General features: G+C 52.8%; 1 protein-coding gene. It reads right to left on the bottom strand.

Annotated features, from left to right (window positions below; all coding sequences use genetic code 11):
* The coding region (locus tag JO943_RS18430; RefSeq protein ID WP_227614518.1) for an Ig-like domain-containing protein at positions 1-1,287 on the bottom strand (1,287 nt) is incomplete at both ends.

Genomic DNA, 1,287 nt, shown 5'->3' on the forward strand with positions numbered 1-1,287 from the left:
TGCAGTGTAAGTCACACCATTGATGACTAAAGTCACCACTGTGGTGGCTGCATCTGCAGGGATACCGGTTAAGGTACCTGTCACAGTAATGGTGGTTGTTGATTCAGCTGCATTCAACACGTTATCTGCAGTCACCGCATCAATCGCAAGGGTTGCACCCGCTGGATTTGGTGGAGTGATGTCTACAGTCTCTGTACCTGGTACAGACGGGTTACCTGCAGGGTCAGTGGCAATCGCAGTGATGGTATCACCATCCACCAGACCGCCTGGGTTTGGTACAGTCCACTCGCCTGTCACTGGATCAGTCACCACATCAACGGTGCTGCCATCCGGGAAGGTCACAGTCACAGTTGAACCTGGTTCTGCCGTACCGGTGATTGGATCGGTACCATTGACTGGATCAATCTCTGGGGCATTCGGTGCAGTCACATCCACGTTATAGACTTGGGTGTCAGTCACGCTGCTGCTGTTACCGGCTGCATCGGTGAAGGTCGCTGTAGCATCAATGGTTTTATCGCCATCGGCCAACAGGTCACTACCTGCGACATCCGCTGTCCAGTTACCAGTTGCTGCATCTACCGTTGCAGTGTAAGTCACACCATTGATGACTAAAGTCACCACTGTGGTGGCTGCATCTGCAGGGATACCGGTTAAGGTACCTGTCACTGTTACGGTGCCAGTAGATTCTGCTGCGTTAATAACGTTGTCTGCAGTCACCGCATCAATCGCAAGGGTTGCACCCGCTGGATTTGGTGGAGTGATGTCTACAGTCTCTGTACCTGGTACAGACGGGTTACCTGCAGGGTCAGTGGCAATCGCAGTGATGGTATCACCATCCACCAGACCGCCTGGGTTTGGTACAGTCCACTCGCCTGTCACTGGATCAGTCACCACATCAACGGTGCTGCCATCCGGGAAGGTCACCGTCACGGTTGAACCTGGTTCTGCCGTACCGGTGATTGGATCGGTACCATTGACCGGATCAATCTCTGGGGCATTCGGTGCAGTCACATCCACGTTATAGACTTGGGTGTCAGTCACGCTGCTGCTGTTACCTGCTGCATCGGTGAAGGTCGCTGTAGCATCAATGGTTTTATCGCCATCGGCCAACAGGTCACTACCTGCGACATCCGCTGTCCAGTTACCAGTTGCTGCATCTACGGTTGCAGTGTAAGTCACACCATTGATGACTAAAGTCACCACTGTGGTGGCTGCATCTGCAGGGATACCGGTTAAGGTACCTGTCACAGTAATGGTGGTTGTTGATTCAGCTGCATTCAACACGTT

Source organism: Acinetobacter sp. 'aerobic (ED)', from assembly GCF_904886855.1.
Taxonomy (GTDB): domain Bacteria; phylum Pseudomonadota; class Gammaproteobacteria; order Pseudomonadales; family Moraxellaceae; genus Acinetobacter; species Acinetobacter courvalinii.